The 15,433-nt window shown below is 70.2% G+C and carries 18 protein-coding genes and 1 pseudogene; 9 read left to right on the forward strand and 10 right to left on the reverse strand.

The genetic code is table 11. From position 1 onward, the window contains the following. The coding region (locus tag C1A33_RS38115; RefSeq protein ID WP_115538006.1) for a DUF4142 domain-containing protein at nt 1–174 on the forward strand (174 nt) is incomplete at its 5' end. An 89-nt stretch (nt 175–263) separates the two neighbouring features. Further along, entirely contained in the window at nt 264–572 is a 309-nt protein-coding gene (locus C1A33_RS23165) for a YbaB/EbfC family nucleoid-associated protein (protein WP_423748128.1), read from the forward strand. 71 nt (nt 573–643) lie between these two features. Here the strand turns inward: C1A33_RS23165 and C1A33_RS23170 are convergent, their stop codons facing one another. From C1A33_RS23170 to C1A33_RS23180, 3 genes are all read right to left on the reverse strand, one after another. Next, complete coding sequence (locus C1A33_RS23170) at nt 644–2,011, reverse strand: AbrB family transcriptional regulator (RefSeq protein ID WP_243407860.1); 1,368 nt, start codon at nt 2,009–2,011, stop codon at nt 644–646. Between the two features lie 208 nt (nt 2,012–2,219). Beyond that, complete coding sequence (locus tag C1A33_RS23175; RefSeq protein ID WP_101833470.1) at nt 2,220–2,504, reverse strand: response regulator; 285 nt, start codon at nt 2,502–2,504, stop codon at nt 2,220–2,222. Nucleotides 2,505–2,583: 79 nt separating this feature from the next. Next, a complete protein-coding gene (locus C1A33_RS23180; protein WP_101833471.1) occupies nt 2,584–3,474 on the reverse strand; it encodes a COG4705 family protein in 891 nt (296 codons plus the stop codon). Nucleotides 3,475–4,024: 550 nt separating this feature from the next. Here C1A33_RS23180 and C1A33_RS23190 point away from each other — a divergent pair. Next, entirely contained in the window at nt 4,025–4,213 is a 189-nt protein-coding gene (locus C1A33_RS23190) for a hypothetical protein (RefSeq protein ID WP_207770453.1), read from the forward strand. 65 nt (nt 4,214–4,278) lie between these two features. Here C1A33_RS23190 and C1A33_RS23195 read toward each other — a convergent pair whose 3' ends face one another. Together C1A33_RS23195 and C1A33_RS23200 are read right to left on the reverse strand one after the other, a co-directional pair. Then, on the reverse strand, nt 4,279–5,568 hold the full coding sequence (locus C1A33_RS23195) for a sensor histidine kinase (protein WP_243407861.1): 1,290 nt from the start codon (nt 5,566–5,568) through the stop codon (nt 4,279–4,281). Between the two features lie 82 nt (nt 5,569–5,650). Then, nucleotides 5,651–6,325, reverse strand: a complete 675-nt coding sequence (locus C1A33_RS23200; protein WP_101833472.1) for a response regulator transcription factor — start codon at nt 6,323–6,325, stop codon at nt 5,651–5,653. Between the two features lie 108 nt (nt 6,326–6,433). Here C1A33_RS23200 and C1A33_RS38125 point away from each other — a divergent pair. The 3 genes and pseudogenes from C1A33_RS38125 to C1A33_RS23220 form a co-directional block, all read left to right on the forward strand. After that, a pseudogene (locus C1A33_RS38125) lies at nt 6,434–6,706 on the forward strand (glycosyltransferase); the annotation flags it as partial. A 256-nt stretch (nt 6,707–6,962) separates the two neighbouring features. Next, nucleotides 6,963–8,228 carry a COG4705 family protein gene (locus C1A33_RS23215; protein WP_243407862.1) on the forward strand — a complete coding sequence of 422 codons (1,266 nt, stop codon included), beginning with the start codon at nt 6,963–6,965 and terminating at the stop codon, nt 8,226–8,228. Between the two features lie 36 nt (nt 8,229–8,264). Next, nucleotides 8,265–8,498: a hypothetical protein gene (locus tag C1A33_RS23220; RefSeq protein WP_133150797.1), complete on the forward strand. Its 234-nt coding sequence runs from the start codon at nt 8,265–8,267 to the stop codon at nt 8,496–8,498. A 56-nt stretch (nt 8,499–8,554) separates the two neighbouring features. Here the strand turns inward: C1A33_RS23220 and C1A33_RS23225 are convergent, their stop codons facing one another. Both C1A33_RS23225 and C1A33_RS23230 read right to left on the reverse strand, forming a co-directional pair. Then, complete coding sequence (locus C1A33_RS23225; RefSeq protein ID WP_101833474.1) at nt 8,555–9,433, reverse strand: COG4705 family protein; 879 nt, start codon at nt 9,431–9,433, stop codon at nt 8,555–8,557. 318 nt (nt 9,434–9,751) lie between these two features. Continuing rightward, nucleotides 9,752–10,054 (reverse strand): hypothetical protein, encoded by a 303-nt coding sequence (locus C1A33_RS23230; protein ID WP_133150798.1) that lies wholly within the window; start codon nt 10,052–10,054, stop codon nt 9,752–9,754. A 449-nt stretch (nt 10,055–10,503) separates the two neighbouring features. Here C1A33_RS23230 and C1A33_RS23235 point away from each other — a divergent pair, with 449 nt between their 5' ends. From C1A33_RS23235 to C1A33_RS23245, 3 genes are all read left to right on the forward strand, one after another. After that, nucleotides 10,504–11,109 carry a polysaccharide deacetylase family protein gene (locus tag C1A33_RS23235; protein WP_279354690.1) on the forward strand — a complete coding sequence of 202 codons (606 nt, stop codon included), beginning with the start codon at nt 10,504–10,506 and terminating at the stop codon, nt 11,107–11,109. Nucleotides 11,110–11,258: 149 nt separating this feature from the next. Next, entirely contained in the window at nt 11,259–12,107 is an 849-nt protein-coding gene (locus tag C1A33_RS23240) for an ATP-binding cassette domain-containing protein (protein ID WP_279354691.1), read from the forward strand. Then, nucleotides 12,100–12,909, forward strand: coding sequence for an ABC transporter permease (locus C1A33_RS23245; protein ID WP_243407864.1), 810 nt, complete (start codon nt 12,100–12,102; stop codon nt 12,907–12,909). The genes C1A33_RS23240 and C1A33_RS23245 overlap by 8 nt, the downstream gene beginning before the upstream one ends. An 8-nt stretch (nt 12,910–12,917) precedes the next feature. Here C1A33_RS23245 and C1A33_RS23250 read toward each other — a convergent pair whose 3' ends face one another. From C1A33_RS23250 to C1A33_RS37010, 3 genes are read right to left on the reverse strand one after another with little or no spacing between them, the layout of a single operon-like run. Further along, nucleotides 12,918–13,853, reverse strand: a complete 936-nt coding sequence (locus C1A33_RS23250; protein ID WP_101833477.1) for a TAXI family TRAP transporter solute-binding subunit — start codon at nt 13,851–13,853, stop codon at nt 12,918–12,920. Then, complete coding sequence (locus C1A33_RS37005; protein ID WP_243407865.1) at nt 13,850–14,485, reverse strand: sensor histidine kinase; 636 nt, start codon at nt 14,483–14,485, stop codon at nt 13,850–13,852. The genes C1A33_RS23250 and C1A33_RS37005 overlap by 4 nt, the downstream gene beginning before the upstream one ends. After that, a complete protein-coding gene (locus C1A33_RS37010; protein ID WP_243407866.1) occupies nt 14,446–15,432 on the reverse strand; it encodes a HAMP domain-containing protein in 987 nt (328 codons plus the stop codon). The genes C1A33_RS37005 and C1A33_RS37010 overlap by 40 nt, the downstream gene beginning before the upstream one ends. Nucleotide 15,433: the final 1 nt, after the last annotated feature.

A 15,433-nucleotide genomic window follows, 5' to 3' on the forward strand; every position in this document is an offset into this window, starting at 1 on the left:
TTCCTCACCTTCGAGATCGCCGATCACCGCAAGGTCATCGGCGCGACGGTCCAGGAGACCCGGACTGGGACAAACCCAGACGTCAAAGCCTTCGCCCGCCACAACCTACCGACCCTGCGTACCCATCTCAGGCTGGCCCAGCAAGCCCTGACGGAACTTCCACCCACCCACTGACTGTGGCAGCGCTCAGCCGCTGCCACAGACAGGCGCCCTCAGTCGGTGGCGGACGCGAATGCGCCCGCCACCGACTGAGGGCCATGGCCATGCCGAATCCCGGGGAGCCGATCGGCGGGCTCGGCGGCGACGCGGCCGGAGGCTTCGGGGCGCTCTTCGAGCAGACGCAGAAGATGCAGGCCGCGATGATCGACGCGCAGCGGGAGCTCGCCGAGGCTCGGGTCGAGGGCAGCGCGGGCGGTGGCCTGGTGACCGCGACCGTGAACGGCGGCGGCGAACTGGTCGACCTGAAGATCAGCCCACAGGCTGTCGACCCGGACAACACCGAGACCTGCTATCACGTGCTCCTCGGCCGGCAGACCCTCGTACAGCTCGGAGATGTGCTCCGCCGTGCCTAGCTCGCCGGCCCGCGCCTCACGGCGGCCAGTCTGGACGGCGATCCGCCCAAGGCGAAGCCGCGCCCCCGGTTTCAGGAGTGGAGCCGGGGGCTGGGCATTCCTCGCGTTGCGCTCGATGTGACAGACCCAACCGGCATGGCCGTTCGTCTGGCTCGAAGGGCTCGCCAGCGGTTTCCCGCCTGGATGAGGGGGGCGGTGAGACCGATGACCAGGAGCAGGCGAATGCTCTGCACGCCGGCGATGACGGGCAGGTTCGCGTGGCTGGAGGCGGCCGTCGCGAGGACGGCGTTGATCCCACCCGGGGTGGTCGCCAAGTATGAGTCGATGAAGGGCATGCCGACCAGCACCGCCAGTGCCCAAGCCAGTCCGGCGCAGGCCAGGCACACCATCACGCTCGCTGCGAGCAGGTAGGGAAGCATGCTCCTCAGGTGGCGGACGGAGGCGAGATCGAAACGTAGCCCGACCTCGAGCCCGACCAGGACGAAGGCGATGTCCCGGAGCGAGCCGGCTGGCGCGAATCCTCCCGTAAGGTTCGTCCACAGGATCGCGGCGGTGAGAAACATCGGTCCCAGGAGCGCCGGAGCGGGAAGCCTGAGTCGCCTTGCCAGCCAGACTCCGAGCAGGCCTGTCGAGGTCAGCATCGCTAGGCCGGTCGCCTGGTGGGAGGAGGCGACAAGATGGCTGAACGAGGGGAACCGTCCGGGATGGGAGGATCCCGGGTTCCCGCCCAGGCCGACTATGATCAAGGGCGCTGACAGGGCGACCACACCGACCCGCAGATACTGCGCGAACGCGACGAATCGAGAGTCCGCGCCGATGTCCTTCGCGTAGGCGACGATCGCGGCCGAGCCGCCCGGCATGAGCCCGAGGGTGGTGTCCACGCCGTTCGTCCGCGTGCGGCGGGTGAGCACGGCGGCCACCGCGACGCAGATTGCAATGGATGCCACAGTCACACCGACGAGGGGGAGCGCTCGTCCGGTGATCGCGCCGAGGGCCGACGGGGCCAGGTAGGAGCCCATCAGCACACCCACGATCGCCTGTGAGGCGCGACCGACCCTGGCCGGCATCCGCCGCCGCGCGACGCCGCTGAGCGCGAGCGCGCCCCCGACGAACATGGACACGACGAGTTGCGCGGCCGGGATCCGCAGATACTCACCTGTCTCGCTGAGCAGATAGCAACTCGCGATCAGTGCGACCCAGCCCAACGTCGGTTTCGTACGCACACGGATCCAGCCAGCGCCGCGGGTAAGTGCCCGACGGAAGGCGATCGGGCGGCCCGGAAATATCGCTGATTCCGTGCCACCGTTTGCCGCTGTTCTCGAATCGATGTTGATGGAATACGCCTCTGTTCTCATGTCCGTGTTAGCCGACAGGCCGATCCGATCACGGTGAAAGTCGTGGAAAGTTGCCCACCAGCGTACGGGGGCGAACTTCACCACCGGCCGTCGCTCAACATCAGTGGCGTTGTAGGAGTGCCCGCTATGACCGGACCCAGGTAGGTCTGACCCGGCGGGCCGCCGTGTGATTGTGACCACATGCAGGCTGCGGCGGTCAGAGTCCGCGTGGGCCGCGGCACCGCGCTGAGGGTCGGGTGGGTGGCTGGTTGGTGACTAGAGGGCTTGGGCGGGCGAAGCCGCGAAGGATGAGTCAAGTTTTGGGCATGCGGGTCAGGCTGCGAGTCCGGCGTGGTGGATGAGCTGGTTGACGGCGGTGTCGTAGGCGTCGGCTGCCGGGAAGGCGGGCTCGGATGTCCCGGCAGGCCTCGATGCCGTCCCTGTCCGGCAGCCGCGGATCAAGCAGGGCGAGATCGAACGCGGCCTGCCTGATGGCTTGCACCGCTTCGAAGCCGGTTGCGGCGCGCGTCACGTCGTGGCGATGTGTGCGGAGAACCGTCTCGTGGACGGCACCGATGGTCACGTCGTCCTCGACCATCAGGAGCTGGCCACGGTGCGCCTTCTCGTCCTTCCCGCGGTCAGGGCCGGGCCGTCGCGGCGAGGGGCCCGGCGGCCGGTCATCGGTCCGGCGGCTCCGCCGGCCGGCCCACCGGGCCGCGGTAGGGGGCGCCGTACTGGGTGGGTACGGAGGCCCGCTCCTGGTGTGGCCGCGGTCCTGGTTCCCCGTCCTCCGGCTGTTGCTGGACGTCGGTGCCGGTCCAGGCGACGTAGCCGACGAGGATCAGGATCACCACCGTGGCGACCACGGTGACGGTCCCGTCGCCGTAGCCGAGGCCGTGCTTGTCGGGTTCCTTGCCGAGGTAGTCGGCGATCGACGCGCCGAGTGGCCGGGTGAGCACGTACGCGAACCAGAACGCTCCGACCGTATTCATGATTCGGACCCGGTAGGCGACCGCGGGAATCAGGATCGCGACACCGAAGAATGCGATCGATGCGAGATAGCCCAGGTGCAGGGTGAAAGCGGTGAGATCTCCGGCGGCCGTGCCGAGGGCGAAGGTGGCGAGAACGGCGGACCAGTAGTAGATCTCGCGCCGTCGGGTGACGATGCTGTGGATCGACAGCGACCGCTCGTCGCGGTGCCACAGGTAGAAGATCGCGGCGAGTGCGGCGGCGTAGAACACGGTCGTGGCCGGGTAGGGGACGCCCAGGACACGGTGGACGCCGTCGGCCGCCATCGTGCCGAAGACCGCGACCATCGCCACCGCGAACCAGTAGACGGCGGTGACATAGCGGCGGGTGCGCAGCTGGAGCCACATCGCCACGATGAATCCGACGAGGCCCACCCCGCCCGCCAGCGGGACACTGCGGTTGGCGAGGAAGTCCGACGCGGCCTCACCCATCCCCGTCGTGAGGACCTTGATGATCCAGAACATGATGGTGATCTCGGGAACCTTGGGAGCGAGGCGTGTGACAGCGTGGCGCCCCCTGGTTCTGGCTGATCGTGTCATCGATGTCCTCGTCCTTTTTCGGGGCTTTCAGCTAACGCCTGGCGGTGCGCGCAGCCCATGTCGCGGCGGCCGCGCGCGGTCTTTCCGGTGGGTGTCACGCCTTGACGGATGCGCCTTCGGCGGCGGGCCGTGCCCGCCCTTGCGGTGAGGTTCTCGTCAGGTCGGCTGCAGTATTGACGGCACCGTGAACACGTATATCCCGCGCATGACCGCAGGCTACTGCGCCGAGATGTGAAGGCCATGTGGCCGCAAGGGCGGTCTCAGGTGCCCTGGGCGTGTCATGCCAGGTGTCGCTGGGCTCTCCTCCGCGGCCGGCGGGGGTTTCGAACCTTGCGAGTATACCGGGTATGATATTAGGCGATCCGTGAAGGGCGGTGGCTCGTGAGCGTGCGACATGCCCTGTTGGCTCTGCCGAGCGAGGGCCCCAAGTAAGGCCTCCAGTTGCGCCAGGAATTCGAGGCGAGGACGGGCGAGGTCTGGCCGCTCAACGTCTGGCAGGTGTACACGACGGTGGCGCGGCTGGAGCGCGACGGGCTGGTCGAGTGGGACGGTGCTCGGGACCGTGGGCGCGGGGCTTGGACTGGTGGCGGTGTGCCGGCACGACCTCGCCGTGTTCGGCCTGATCCCGCTGATCTACCCGCTGCTGCTCCTCGTCGGCATGCCCCTGGCCGCCGCGGCTGGCGGCTGGCTGGTCGCGGGCCGGGAACCCGGGGAGATCGCGCGCCGCGGGGCCGACTGACCGCCCCGCCCGCCGGCGAACCGCTGCTCGTCGGGCGGCGCGACGCGCGGGCCGTGGAGCTGGCGCTAGGCACGGGCGGCGCGGCAGCCCGGGAACGTGACGGCGAAGGTGGCGCCGCCGTACTGGTTGTGCTGCTCGACGAGCGAGACGTCGCCTCCGCCGCTGCGCGCCACCCGCCGGGCGAGCGAGAGGCCGAGGCCAGAGCCCCCGTTTCCGCTCCAGCCAGGTTGGAACAACGTGTCCACCCACTGGTCGGGCACCCCGGGGCCGCTGTCGGCCACGAGCAGGGCGACGCTTCGGCCGTCGGCGCGCGCGCTGACCCAGGCGCGATCGGAGACCTTGAGCGCGTTGTCCAGGATGGGAGCGAGCGCGCGGATGGCGAGTACCTCGGGAACGTTGATCGAAAGTGCCGGGGGCAGGTCGACGTTCAGGTGGCTGCCGGGCGTTGACAGGCCCCTGAGTTCGACCGCCAGATCGTCCAGCTGCGTACGGTCGTTGTGAAACGCCTGGCTGTGGCGGCGCGCAAGGTCCAGCAGCACACTGATCGTGTTGGACATCGACGCGCTGGCATTCTTGATGAGCGCGACGTCCTCGCGCGCCTGCTTGTCCAGATCGGTGCGTAGCGCGAGCAGCTCCGCGGCTCCGTGGATGGTGGTCAGCGGCGTCCGCAGCTCGTGGGCCAGCTCCGAGGTGAGACGCTGCTCGGCTCTGATGACGGAGGCGACCTTGTCCAGAAGCGCGTCCAGGGTGCTGCCGAGCGCGCGGATCTCGTTGGTCGGCGCTCCGAGTGCGAACCGGCGCTCAAGGTCGTGCTCGCTCCACTCGTCTGCCGTACGCGCCATCTGCTCGACCGGGCTCAGCACCCGTCTGCTGATCCACGCCGCCGAGCCGGCGGCCATGAGGACGAGCAGTGCGCCGGCGACGATGGAGACCACCATCGCTGCCTGCTCGTTCCGCTCGTAGGGAGCGAGGGGCTCAGTGAGGACCACCACCCCCTGCACCTGCGACGACGTCGTGAACGGCAGGGCCATGATGGCGAAGTGTTCACCACCTTCGATGGTACGCATCCTGGTGGTTACGGAAAGTTCCTTGAAGTCCTCCTGCATCGACGGCGGAACGGTTCCGGCGACGCGTGCCCCCGCCTTGTCATAGACCGCGACGCCAGGGCCGAGCTGGGATTGCGGCACGTTCAGGGCACTGTCGGGTGATGGCGCGCGGATGCTGCTTACCAGAGCGTTGCCGTGGTCGTTCAGCACCCGCTCGGTGGTGCTTTTCGCGGCGCCGGCGAGGGAGATCTGGACGACGATCACCAGACCGGCGGCGACGGCGCTGGCGAGGATGGCCGTGATCGTCACGAGCTGTACCCGCAGACTCAGCCGGTCGCGCCACTCCCGCCGCCAGGTCACGACCCGTGAGGCCCAGTTCGCCACCGTTGGCCTAGCCCTCCTTCCTCGTCATCGTGAATCCGACGGCTCGAATCGTCTCGATGCCAGTCGGCGAGTCGATCGACTCGAGCTTGCTGCGCAGGCGGCGGATGAAGGAGTCGACGGTGTTGTCGCTGATGATCGCTCCGTCGGGCCACGCCGCGGCGATGACGCTCCTTCTGCGCACCACTTCGTGCGGCCGAGCGGTGATCGCCGCCAGTATGCGGAACTCGGTGGGGCTGAGACGAACCTGTCCCGCCGCGGTCCGGGCCGAGTGCGTGATCGGGTCGAGGACAAGGCCGCCGGCGCTGAGGGCGCTGGCAGGTCCACGGCGTGCCAGAACCTCGAGGCGTGCCAGAAGCACCTTGAGCTCGAACGGCTTGGTGACGTAATCGTCCGCGCCGGCGGCGAAGCCAGCGAGATGCTCGTGCGTCGCCTCGAGCGCGGTCAGGAAGAGGACGGGAGCATGCTGCCCGGCCGACTTGAGCGCCTGGACGACATCGCGGCCGTCGGCGTCCGGCAGGCCGATGTCCATGATGATCACGCTGATGTTGTTGTCCGGGCTGAACTGGCGGAGCGCCTCGCGGCCATCGTGGGCGACGACGACCTCGTAGCCAGCCTGGCGTAGCCCTCGGACCAGGATCGTCCGGATGGACTCCTGGTCCTCGCAGACCCCGATCGTGATCATCGCTTCCTCCGTCAGTACTGCGACCCTTCATGTCCGGTCCGGATGGTGACAAGCAGAACCTGCACGCAACCTTGACGCCAGTATCGGCATGCCCGCCGAGCAGGCCGGATGGCGAGCGCCGGCCGGGGAGGTGGGCCGCGGTCATCGGAGCCGCATCGCGGACGGAAGGTGCGCGCGGCCATGGCCAGCTCGGCCATCTTCGTCGCGCCGGCCCACCGAGAGTCATTCGGCATCGCAGCGCTCGAGGCCCGCACGGTCGGCCTGCCCGTCGTCGCGCACGCGGCGTCGGGAGTGGCGTCCTTCATCCGTCATCGGCACGAGGGACTGCTGGCAGACAACGACGCCGCGCTGACCCGCCACACCCTCGAGTTGATACGGAATACGAGACTTCGGGGCGCTCAGAGCGCACGGCGCTCAGGCCGAAGGCGGCAACACGATCCGGACGCTCGCCCTGCTGCTGCGCCTGCCGAGGCCGATCCGGAGCTGGGTGCTTGGTACCGAATGGTTCAGGGAAGTGGGACGCGACCCTTCCGGTGCACTTCTCCATCTTCACGGCCCTGCGCGCCCAGCTGGTTCCGGAGCCCGGGCCGACACTCGTACAGGTTGATTGCAGGATCACTTCGCGATGCTGCCGCACATGACTACCGAACTGACCGAGCGCCCACCCTCCTCCCAGGCGCGCGCGATGCTGAACAAGGTCCCCGAGATCACGATCTGGTTCTGGGTGATCAAGATCCTGTGTACGACCGTCGGCGAGAGCTTCGCCGACTGGATCAACACGACGCTCGGCGTCGGCCTCACCAACACGGCGCTCATCTTCACCGCTGTGCTGGCCGCGGCGCTCTTCGTGCAGATGCGACTCCGCCGATACGTGCCGTTGGCCTACTGGCTCACCGTCGTGGTCGTGAGTATCACCGGCACGCTCTACACCGACATCCTCACGGACAGCCAGGGCGTTCCGCTGAAGGTGAGCACCACGGTGTTCGCTGTCCTCCTGGCGATCGTCTTCGGCATCTGGTACGCGCGCGAGCGCACCCTGTCGATCCACAGCATCACCTCGACGCCCCGCGAGGCGTTCTACTGGCTCGCGGTCCTGGTGACCTTCGCACTCGGCACGGCCGCCGGCGACTGGACCCTCGAACTCAGCGGCTGGGGCCCTGGCAAGTCGGTCCTGCTCCCGGCCGCCCTCATCGCCATCGTCGTCGTCGCCTGGCGGCTCGGCGGGCAGCCGGTGCTCGCCTTCTGGTTGGCCTACATCCTCACCCGGCCGCTGGGCGCCAACATCGGCGACTGGTTCGCGACCCCGAAGTCCGAGCAGGGCCTGGGCCTCGGCACCGCTCTCACCAGTGTGATCTTCCTCGTCGCCATCGGAGCCACCGTCCTCTACCTCACCTGGTCGAAGGCGGACGTCATCCCCGAGTCGGAGGCCCCGGACACCGACGTCCACGGCGCGGGCCCCAGCAGAGAGCGACTCGCCCTCAGCCTCTACGTCGTGGCCGCGATCGCGGCCGGGCTCCTGCTCCACCACACCTCACAGATCCCGCACACGTCTGCGCTCGCCGCGGAGGAGGGCGGCGGATCGGCCTCCAACAACATCCAGCTCACACCCGCCCAGGCAGTCGCCCACTTCCCAGCGGCCGATGTAGCCAGCCTCAAGACGATCGCCGACGACACGCTCAAGAAGGTGAACGCGGGCGACCAGAACGGCGCCACGGCCCGGATCAAGGATCTCGAGACGACCTGGGACGACGATCAGTCCAAGCTCAAGCCTCTGGACAGCAACGCCTGGACGTTCCTCGACGGCCGGATCGACGACGCCCTGACCGCACTGCGGGCATCCAACCCCGACCCCGCCACCGAGAAGCAGGCGCTGACCGCGCTGTCTACGTCCTTGGGCGGCTGACGGAATCACCGTGGTCGGCGTGTTGTCGCTCCGACGGTGTCGAGCCGATTGCAGTCGACCAACCACGTGCGCGAGTCGGCGTACACGGCCAACACCCAGATCGCGGCCCGCTACGGCGGCGCGACCTCCAGCTCCGCGGTGCTGGTGCTCGACGCACCGGCAAGCACCACGGTGACGACGGCGGTCGCGATGGTCTTCGCCATCCCCATTCCGCGGCTCGACCAGGCGACCGCGGCGGACGGCTGCGAGCCGGATCCGAGCGGCGCGTAGGGCCGGTCGCGTCGACGGCGGGCCGGCCCGGCGGCGGTACCCGTCGAGACGAGGTGTCAGACGACGCTGATCGGCGCCGGGTTCGCCGTGGCGGCGCTCACTCGGCGGCGCTCCTGCGCGTGGGCGAGCCCGATGAGGCCGAGCAGGAGCGCGAGCAGGACCGCGGACGACCCGAGCGTGCCGAGGGCGAGCCCGCCCTTGGCCGCCGGCTTCGTCAGGAGGTCGCCGACGGTGGCGCCGAGCGGGCGGGTGAGCACGAACGCGAGCCAGAACAGCAGCACGTTCGACACCGCCGGGGCGTACCTGAGCGCCAGCAGCACGCCGAGGAGGCCGAGAATGAGCGTCGCGCTTCCCGCGTAGCCGAGGCCGGAGCTGTCCGAGAGGAAGTCACCCATGGAGGTTCCCAGGGTGTTCGACACCAGAATGGCCGACCAGAAGAGGCTCTCACCGGGGAGGGAGTCGATGTCGCGGATGGCGAAGGTCAGCCCGGTGCGCCGCCACACGATGAAGACGGCGATCAGCAGGGAGATGAGGATGGCCGCGCCGGCCGGATAGCCCAGGCCGAGGCCCTGTGGCCCCCAGCCCAGCGATTCGGTGCCCTTGGCGAGATACTTGTCGCTGGCGTCGCGGTTCATGAAGTCGGAGATGGTGGTGCCGGCCGTGCTGGTCGAGAGAATGACCGTCCAGTAGAACAGCGGGTTGTATGCCCTGGACCTCAGCTGGACGGCGAGCGTGCCGACGAAGACGAGGACGAGCAGCACCGTCGTCACGAAATATCCGAGGCGGAGCGTCTGTGCCAGCAGGTCGCCGGCGGTCTCCCCGAGCGTCGTCGCGGCGATCTTCATCACCCAGAATATCGCCGTGATTTCCGGCAGTTTTTTCACCACATATCTTCCCGCGTCGACGACGTCGTCCGCTGCGTCCATTTTCGTCATGGAGCCTCCCGGTGACGGTGCGATCGATGTCCTTTTCGGGTGCCATGTTCCCGGTGCATAATAATCCCCAGGGACCGGCTGACATCATCTGCACCCGCGGGTGAACCGTAGGCGTGAAAAAATGTTAGCAAGATGTGAACGAATAATTTTAGGAATTCGCCCGTTCGGAATTCATGTCTTATCCGGGAATTGTCGCGCGATCAAGGCTGGTCGTCGGATCGGTCTGGCGGGCCGCGCCCTGCCGCCCGCGTACGCGAAGGCGGCCCGGATCAGCTGGCCCACGGCCAGCGCCGCCGCTCCGACGACGCCACCCAGCCACTACCGGGGCCGGCGCGCCACCGCCGCGGCACCGCCCATCGCGGCGAGAACATAGGCGCAGACGCCGGTGTCCGTGTCCGACACCGCGACCGCGGCGTCGGACAACGCGGGACCTCGGTGGTCGACGAGCCATCGATGCAGGCTCAGGTCGAACGCGGTCGGTGTCCCGCCCCGAAGGAAGACGGCGACCGTCAGTGCGATCAGCGCGACTCCTGACGAGGCGGCGACCAGCAGGCGGGTCCTTCCGTACCTGTCCGGCCGCGCGGCAGGTGGGCGCATCGACCCGTCAGGCGTCGCGCGCATCGGCGGCCCCCCTGACGCCCGCGTGGCCGGTCGCCGTTGTCGTCATGGCGGTTCCTGGACCGAAAGTCTGCGTGGACCCGCATGTGAGGACCGTCCGTGCTCGTCACCTGGGCCGGCGGCATCCGATCCCCGGCGCCGGGCGCTGAGCCGGCACATCGTCCTCACATGAGGCCGGGGGCAGGCTGGCGAGGCTCGGCCGGCCGGCGCCGGGCCGTCGACGAGGGGGCACGGTGGCGTCGAGCGAAGAGCACCCGTGGTTGAGCCGCAGGGTCCTCCTCGCCGGCACGGCGGCCACCGCGCTGGCGGCATGCTCCACCCCGAGGCCGGACCGTGCCCCTCCGGCGGCCGACTCAGGGCCGCCCGCCCAAGAGACGCCGGTGCGGTCCCGGCCGACCACGCCACCGGGCGACGACTCGACCGGGCCGCCATCGCGTGCGGGCAGCCCCGCGGTGGCGGTCTCGCATGGCCCGCGAGACCGGCGCCAGGTGGCACTCACCTTTCATCTCGGTCCGCACCAGGCGGGGCAGGACCTCGCGCTCGCGCACCAGCTCCTCGCCGACGCCGCCGGCCTGTCCGCCCCGATCACGGTGTTCGCGGTCGGCGCCTGGCTGGCGGGGCATGAGGAGCTTGTCCGGGTCATCCTCGCCTGCGGCAACGAGCTGGCGAACCACACCTACACGCATCCGACATTGGCGATGTTGCCGGCTGACCGGATAGCGGCCGAGATCGTCGGCTGCCGTGAGGTCCTGGCGCGGCTCGCGCCGACGCAGGGCCGCTACTTCCGGCCGTCCGGCGGCGACGCCACGCCGTTGATCCTCGCTGAGGCAGGTGCCGCCGGGTACCGCACCGTAGTTGGTTTTGACGTCGACCCGCTCGACTACACGTCGCCCGGCGCGGATGCCGTTGTCGCCCGGGTGCGGGCCGGGGTGCTGCCCGGCTCGATCGTGAGCCTGCACTTCGGGTATCCGGGCACGGTCCGCGCGTTTCCCCGGATCGTCGCGAACCTGCGCGCGGCCGGCCTAGTCCCGGGCCGGCTGCACGACATCCTCGCCTGATCCCGTCCGGCTGGCCGGCGCTCCGCCACAGCCGGGCGGTCCTCGGTCAGAGCTCCCGCAGCAGGGCCAGGGCGGGCCGGCGGGCCAGGCGGCTCGCCGCCGCGACGACGCCGAACAGGGCGACGATGGCGGTCGCGAAGACCACCACCGTGCGGATCCTGTCGACGCTGACCCGCCCGGACGCCGGGTCGGCGCGGGTCGCCGGGTACGACGTCGTCGCGCAGCGCCGCGAGGTGCGCCGGCGCATCAGCCTGACCGGCCAGTACGCGGCGCTCGACGAGATGCAGACGGGCGAGGAGAACCTCCGGATGATGTGCCGGCTGCTGCGGCTGTCGGCCCGGGAGGCTCGCCGCCGCACGGCCGAGCTGCTGGAGCGCTTCGATCTGGCGAGCGCCGCCCGGCGCCGCGTCGCCACCTACTCGGACGGGATGCGCCGCCGGTTGGATCTGGCCGTGAGCCTTGCCGGCGAGCCCGAGATCCTCTTTCTCGACGAGCCGACGACCGGGCTCGATCCCCGCAGCCGGGCGGCCGTGTGGGCGACCGTCGCCGACCTGGCCGCCAGTGGCGTGACCATCTTCCTCACCACGCAGTACCTGGAAGAGGCGGACAAGCTGGCGGATCGGATCGCGCTCCTCGACGGCGGCCGGCTCGTCGCCGAGGGAACCGCGCGCATGCTCAAGGAGTCGGTGGGCGGGCAGCGCCTCGACGTCGAACTGGCCACCACTGTCGGCCCCGAGGCGTTCACGGCGATCGTCACTGGCCTCGGCCCGCGCGCCCTGGCCGTGGATGCCCAGCGTCGCACCCTTGGCATCGCCACCGACGGTACGGCCGCCCAGGTCCGCGCGCTCCTCGACGAGATCGACGCCGACCGCGACGGCGTCGCCCACTTCGACCTGCACGGCACGACCCTCGACGACGTCTTCCTCGTCCTCACCGGTCACCCGGCCGCCACTCCCGACGAGCCCGGCACCACCACCAAGGAGAGCGCTCGTGTCTGAGCTGGTCCTCGAACCGCGCATCGCCCGCCCGCCGTCCCGCCCCTCCCTGGCCGGCACGGCTGGCGAGGTGGGCACGATGATCGGCCGCGGGCTACGGTTGTCGATCCGCTCGGTGGACGGCCTGATCATGGCGCTGGCGCTGCCGATCATGCTGATGTTGATGTTCGTCTACCTGTTCGGTGGGGCGCTGCGCACCGGTGTCGCATACGTCGACTACGTGGTACCGGGCGTTCTGCTGATCTGCGCCGGGTTCGGGGCGGCGCAGACGGCGGTCGTCGTCTCCCACGACCTGTCCACCGGCGTCATCGACAGGTTCCGCTCGATGGACGTGTCGGGCGCCACCCTGCTGTGCGGGCATGTGGTCGCCAGCGTGGCGCGCAATCTGGTGTCCACCGCGATCGTGTTCGGGGTTGCGTTCGCGATCGGCTTCCGCTCGTCCGCCGGGGTGCGGGGATGGCTGGTGGCCGTCGGAGTGCTCGCGCTGTTCGTGCTGGCGCTGTCCTGGCTGTCGGCGACGATCGGCATCCTCGCCGGCTCCCCCGAGGCGGCCAACGGGTTCACCTTCTTCATCAGCTTCCTGGCCTACCCGAGCAGCGCGTTCGTCCCGATCGACACGATGCCCGGCTGGTTGCGGGGATTCGCCGCCAACCAGCCGGTGAACACCGTCATCGAGACGGTCCGCGCCGAGCTGACCGGCGGTACCGCCGGCAGCGACGCGTGGCATGCGGTGCTCTGGAGCCTCGGCATCATCGCCGTGTCGGCCGCCGGCGCAGGCCTGATGTTCAACCGCCGGACCCGCTGATGGGCGTCTCAGCCGCGCAGCTCCCGGTAGGCGTCCGCGGCCGCGGGGTGCAGCGGCAGTGGCCCGGTGTTGATCAGGTTACCGACGTCGAGGTACTGCGTGCCCCGAGCCTGTCTCGGCACGAGCTGGCCGGCGTGCTCCACCAGCACGCGGACCGTCTCCCGGATGGTGTCGTCCGACGTGTGCGTACCGGTGACCAGCAGGTTCGGCACGCCGACGGTCCGCACGGCATCGGCCGACCGGTAGATGCCCGCCGGCAGGGCGATCTCGTTGTAGTACCGACCGAACCGCTGGCGCAGCTCCGGCACCAAGCCGCCGAGCTCGATCAGGCGGATACCCCAGGCCCGGTCGGCTTCCGCGAGCACCTCGGTGGGCACGCCACCGGACCACAGCATCGCGTCGATCAGGTTGTCACGCAGCGCCCCGACGGCGTCCTTCAGCGAAAGGTGTCGGTACTGGCCGAGAACGACGCCCGCCGTGGCGAACAGCCGCTCGCCGAACAGCGCCGCCCCCGAGCCGTTGGCGCCCAGTGAGACCGATCGGCCAGCCAGATCCGTCACCGTCCGCACCGGGCTGTCCGCCCGCACGACCAGCTGCATGTAGTTCTCGTACACCCGTCCCAGCGCGTAGAGGGTGACGGCGGGGCCGAAAGCGGGCGCGCCCGTGCGGGCCGCGTCGAGGGAATCGGCCAGGGCGAGCCCGAGATCCGCCGAGCCGCTGTCGACAGCCCGGATGTTCTGCACGCTGCCCAGCGTCGGCACCACCCGGGCGTGCAGGAACGGCCGCAGCAGATTCGCGAACTCGATGTAGAAGCCGTCCGGTTCACCCGCCGCGATCGACACCGTCCGGTCGTGGGACGAGCAGGAGGAGGTGACCCCGTCAACGGCCACGCCGAGCGCAGCCGCACCGGCGCCGAGCAGCACCGCGCGCCGCGACAGCCTCACAACGCGTCCCCGAGGGCACCAGCACGGTCCACAGGTCGATCCACAGGTCGATCCACCGGTCGGCCTGCCGCCTCGGACGCGGCGTCGTCGCCGGGTGAGCGACGGCGGCGACGGCGCAGCAGGCTCGGCAGCACGATCGTCGGCGACGTGTCCGCCCGCACCGAGTCCGCCAACGACCCGCCGAAGCCCAGCGCCGGAGGGCGCGCGCCTTCCGCCGTGGGCAGGTCCACGGCCACCGCCAGTCCGTGCGGAACCTGGGTGACGAAGATCAGCCGGCCACCGTGATTGGTCGCCAGCCGCTCCGCGATCGCCAGGCCCAGCCCGGAACCCGCGACGTCCTGCCGGCCGCGGCGGAAACGCTCGGTCAGATGCGGCAGCTCCGACTCCGGCACGCCCGCGCCGTCGTCGGCGACCGTGACCCGCCCGCGCCCGTTCGGCCAGCGGGCCTCGACGGTGACCGTCACCATGCTCCCCGGCGCGTACTTGATGGCGTTGTCCAGCAGCACGTCCACGATCTGCTCCAGATCCACGTCGGTACAGCGCAGTGGGACCGAGTCGAGCGGAACCCGGTCGACCAGGCTCACCCCGCGGCTCACCGCGGCGGGCCGCCAGAACTCGATGCGTTCCCGCACCGTCGCGCTCGCGTCGCACGAGGCCGGGGCGGGCGGGCGGCGAGCTCGGTGGCGGCCGCGTCCGCGACGGCCAGCGCCCGCATGCCGTCCAGCAGCACCTGCAACCGCCCGGCCTCGGTGACCATGGAGGTGTACGTGTCCCGCGCCCCGTCCGGCAGCCAGCCGTCGAGCATGTCCATCCGCAGCCGCATCGCCATCAGCGGATTGCGCAGCTGGTGGGACGTGTCGTCGATCAGGGCCCGCTGGCGGCGGGCGGACTCGGCGACCGCGGCGGACATCCGGTTGAACGAGGCGAGCAGCGTGCGCACCTCGCTCGGACCCTGCCTCGGGGGCACGTGCGCGGCGAGCACCCCCTCCCCGACCGCGCGCAGGCCGTGCTCCAGCTGGGTGATCGGCCGCAGCACCCAGCGGACCAGCACCAGCATCACCGTCGCGAACAGCACCGCGAAGGCGAGTACGCCGAGCAGGACATGCCCCCAGACCCGGCCCACGTCCGAGGCCGCCTGCCGCTGGCTGGACAGCAGCACCACCGCGCCGGACACCTCGACGCCGTCCCCGACCGGGCGGGCGAACACCACCCGTCCCGCGGACCACGGCCGGATGTCCGGGACGCTGGCCTGCCGCTGGTTGCGCAGCGCCGCGTCGATCGCCAGGTCGACCTCGGCGGCGGCCTGGCCCCCGAGGTCACCGCGGCGCACCAGCGGCCGGCCGGCGGCGTCCACGACGGTGACGGCGTCGCCGTACAGGTCGGCGTGCGCGTCGACCTCGGGTTCGAGCTGGTCGGAGCCCGTCATGGCGAGTTCGGCGAAGCGGTTCATGTCCGCGTTTCGCCGGCTGACGAACCGGTCGGTGCGTTCCGCCGACGTGGTGTACAGCAGCGGGACGGCGAACGCGGCGAGCGCGGCGAGGCCGGCCGCGAACAGCACGATCAGCAGCCGTCTACGCACC

Origin of the sequence: Frankia canadensis (assembly GCF_900197875.1) — a bacterium.
Taxonomy (GTDB): Bacteria; Actinomycetota; Actinomycetes; order Frankiales; family Frankiaceae; genus Frankia; species Frankia canadensis.